Genomic DNA, 2,991 nt, shown 5'->3' with positions numbered 1-2,991 from the left:
AACAGCAGGTTCATATCCTTCGCGTCCCGCAACTCGTGTCTGAGCCTCCGCGTTTCCCTGTCAAGGCAGCTGTCGATGTCTGCCACAGGGATAAATCTTGTTCGTTCTCTCATTTCTTCTTCCCTCTCATCAGCTCAACGATCTCTTCATCAGAGAATCCCATCTGAGGATCGCTGAAAATCTTTACCAGCTCCCGGAACGTCCAGTCTCCCCGTTGCCGCCTCCGGTGCAGTGTCGAGCGCTTCATTCCAGTTCGCTGCATGAAGTTTGTCCAGCGAGCACCGATACATGCTCCGGCATGTCGTTCGATAGCTTCTGCGAGAGCCTTTTCTTTTGCATAAGGGTCGTAAGATTGTACTCTCGGCATTGGTGGCCTCCTTTCTTGCTTTATCAATCCGTGTGTTATACTCTCCTTATCAAGATGTCCAAGAATCTTTAGAGCATCAATCAGCTTCTGATTTATCTTCGCCTGTATCTCAATCGCCTGAGCAGTCAACTCCGCCTGATTCTGAAACTGTTTCCGACTCTGAATCTGGTCTGCAAGAATCAGAGCCCCCAGAACAATAATCCATGCCTTTATTTTCCAGATATCCCTTCCTCCTCACTTCATCAGCTCTTCGATAGATACTCCGAGATAGTCGGCGACTTTTTTTACGCGATCAATCCCCGGAATATTTACATTCCACTTGTAAATACTGCTTCTTGAGAATCCGAGATCTGCTTCGATTTCGCTAATAGTAATTCCTTTTGCTTTAGCCTTGTCGCGTATCTTTTCATAAAGTCCCATAATTGTTTTGGCCTCCTTTCATATAATCAGACGCAAAATTTTGCTTTTTTCTATTGACTTTATGCGCAATATTTTATACACTCAAATTGTCCAGATAAGAATGTTTCGCAAAATCCTGCGTCCTATATTTGTTATTATACGCATTATTTTGCGAATGTCAATACTCTTTTTCGCAAAATTTTGCTGAGGTGAATTATGGGGTTATTTGAAAAGATTTCAGAGGCTTGTAAAAGAAAAGGAATTACGGTAAATGCATTAGAAAAAGAACTTGGATTTGCAAGAAGTTCAATAAATAAAATGAAAAAAAGCTCTCCGAGCGGAGAAAAGCTTGCACAAATAGCAGATTACTTAGGTGTATCTGTTGATTATTTGCTGGAACGAACAGAGAACGATTCTGACGGTCTCAATGCTCGTGACCGTCGCGACATTGCAAAAGACCTTGACGATATCATGGGAAAACTTGAGTCGGGCGATGAGGGCCCTTTAAGATATAACGGAGAGCAAATAGACAACGAAACCTTAATTAAGGTTCGGGCAGCTTTAGAGTTTGGGCTAACGCAGCTCAAGAAGGAAAACAAGGTCTTATACAACCCTAATAAAAATAAAAAGCAGGATTGAAATGAACAGAGATGAGATTAGAAAGGCGGTAGCTTACTACACGAAGAAATTTCAAACCAGAGACCCATTCGAGCTTGCTGACTGCCTGAAGATCAAAGTCTATAAGAAGGATTTAGGCAGTGTGTCTGGACTGTACAGATACATGAAACGTCACAGAGTTATATATCTGAACAGCAATATTGAAGATCATTACAAGCTCCGTGTAATTATGGCTCATGAGTTAGGACACGCGCTCCTTCACAGCAGAGCGCAGACTTACTTTATGGAGCATCACACTTTACTGAAAACCAGCCGCTACGAAAAAGAAGCGAATTATTTTGCAGCAGAACTGCTACTAGATGATGATTTCATGCTGGATAATAGAGAGCTCACTATCTATGAGCTGATAAGGCTAACAGGCTTTTCAGAGGGAATGTTGAATCTAAAATTTAATTGTTATGCTCAACCAAAATAATTAAGAATGAGGATAAAATGGGTTTATTCGGAGAGAAGAAAACAAAAATCAAAGACCGGGAAATATCTCATCTTATTAAAATAGGCTTACAAAAAGAACTGCAAACAAATCAAGAGCATCTGCAAGGGAAAAGAAATATCTTTGATGACCATAACCTTAATGCTGACGAGCATGTATTTTTTACAGAACTATCAAATCAAATATTAAATGCCGGATTAAATCCTTCACTATTGAAATTGCAAAAGCTTTCGGATGGCACTTGGAATGTTGATTATGTTTCTGAATGCTATATAGGAAAGATTCGGCTGAGTGGAAAGCGCAACTACATGCAATTTTCTATAGGAATGACCTCTATCAAAGAGCTCCATGACCCTAGTTTACAAGAATGTTTAGATACTATCCCTAGATGGATTAAGTACATCAAATATTGTAAACGCAACTCTTCAAAACTATGAAAATATTTAAACCGGAAGATGATAGTCCTATCACTTTAATAATATCTGACCAGTGGAACTGGAGAAAAGATGCTCCGAAACAGACAGTAACTCTGAATATAAAATAAACACATAACCAACAGCAATAACCTCTTCCCCGCGCGGCGGGAGTGATCCCATTACAAAGAAGCTTTCTGATGCGGTAAAGAACTCTTCCCCGCGCAGCGGGGGTGATCCTATGATTCTAATGGAGCATCTGGGTGAAGCCGCCGAGATGAAGCGTTAGCCTCTGACTATTTTGTTGGTGTCAATAAAATAGTAGCTTTAGGTGTCGCAGATCGAGAGATACAAGATAAGAAATCAATCCAGTAATGATATTGATTTTAGATTAACGAAACAGTTATTCTAATTGTAATTTAAATTTTGGAATAAGAATGCTTTCATTCTAATATTTTTTAATAGCCTGGATTAAGGAAAAGAAGACCAAATAAGAAAAACCGCCCCGGTGCTACCAACACCGAAGCGGCGAGATACCCTCCGAAAAGGATACACCCAATTCATCTACAGTATACCTTTTTGGAGCACGTTTTTCAAGACGTGTATTTTTTGTACCCAAAATTCGAGGAGGTATACCATGACTATAGAAAAGCACGGCAGCAAGTGGAGAATCCGGGAGATGAAAGATGGTGTCCGATACT

At 40.3% G+C, this 2,991-nt stretch carries 5 protein-coding genes; 3 read left to right on the top strand and 2 right to left on the bottom strand.

The annotated features are described in order from the left end of the window. Window positions 1-109: 109 nt before the first annotated feature. Together J2S20_RS11925 and J2S20_RS11920 are read right to left on the bottom strand one after the other, a co-directional pair. Window positions 110-367: a hypothetical protein gene (locus J2S20_RS11925; protein WP_307255553.1), complete on the bottom strand. Its 258-nt coding sequence runs from the start codon at window positions 365-367 to the stop codon at window positions 110-112. Between the two features lie 234 nt (window positions 368-601). Next, entirely contained in the window at window positions 602-787 is a 186-nt protein-coding gene (locus J2S20_RS11920; RefSeq protein WP_307255552.1) for a helix-turn-helix domain-containing protein, read from the bottom strand. Window positions 788-982: 195 nt separating this feature from the next. Between J2S20_RS11920 and J2S20_RS11915 the strand changes: the two genes are divergently transcribed. From J2S20_RS11915 to J2S20_RS11905, 3 genes are read left to right on the top strand one after another with little or no spacing between them, the layout of a single operon-like run. Then, window positions 983-1,405, top strand: coding sequence for a helix-turn-helix domain-containing protein (locus J2S20_RS11915; RefSeq protein WP_307255551.1), 423 nt, complete (start codon window positions 983-985; stop codon window positions 1,403-1,405). 1 nt (window position 1,406) lies between these two features. Beyond that, complete coding sequence (locus J2S20_RS11910) at window positions 1,407-1,859, top strand: ImmA/IrrE family metallo-endopeptidase (protein ID WP_307255550.1); 453 nt, start codon at window positions 1,407-1,409, stop codon at window positions 1,857-1,859. A 17-nt stretch (window positions 1,860-1,876) separates the two neighbouring features. Further along, the gene (locus tag J2S20_RS11905; protein WP_307255549.1) at window positions 1,877-2,314 is read left to right on the top strand and encodes a hypothetical protein; all 438 of its coding nucleotides are present in this window, start codon (window positions 1,877-1,879) and stop codon (window positions 2,312-2,314) included. Window positions 2,315-2,991 lie beyond the last annotated feature (677 nt).

Origin of the sequence: Moryella indoligenes (assembly GCF_030812885.1) — a bacterium.
GTDB lineage: Bacteria > Bacillota > Clostridia > Lachnospirales > Lachnospiraceae > Moryella > Moryella indoligenes.
This window is presented reverse-complemented; position numbering and strand designations above follow the sequence as displayed.

What these genes read in the sequence shown, in the direction of transcription:
- J2S20_RS11905 (WP_307255549.1), top strand. Translation starts at nt 1,877, where the DNA reads ATGGGTTTATTCGGAGAGAAGAAAACAAAAATCAAAGACCGGGAAATA.
- J2S20_RS11920 (WP_307255552.1), bottom strand. Translation starts at nt 787, where the DNA reads ATGGGACTTTATGAAAAGATACGCGACAAGGCTAAAGCAAAAGGAATT.
- J2S20_RS11925 (WP_307255553.1), bottom strand. Translation starts at nt 367, where the DNA reads ATGCCGAGAGTACAATCTTACGACCCTTATGCAAAAGAAAAGGCTCTC.
- J2S20_RS11915 (WP_307255551.1), top strand. Translation starts at nt 983, where the DNA reads ATGGGGTTATTTGAAAAGATTTCAGAGGCTTGTAAAAGAAAAGGAATT.
- J2S20_RS11910 (WP_307255550.1), top strand. Translation starts at nt 1,407, where the DNA reads ATGAACAGAGATGAGATTAGAAAGGCGGTAGCTTACTACACGAAGAAA.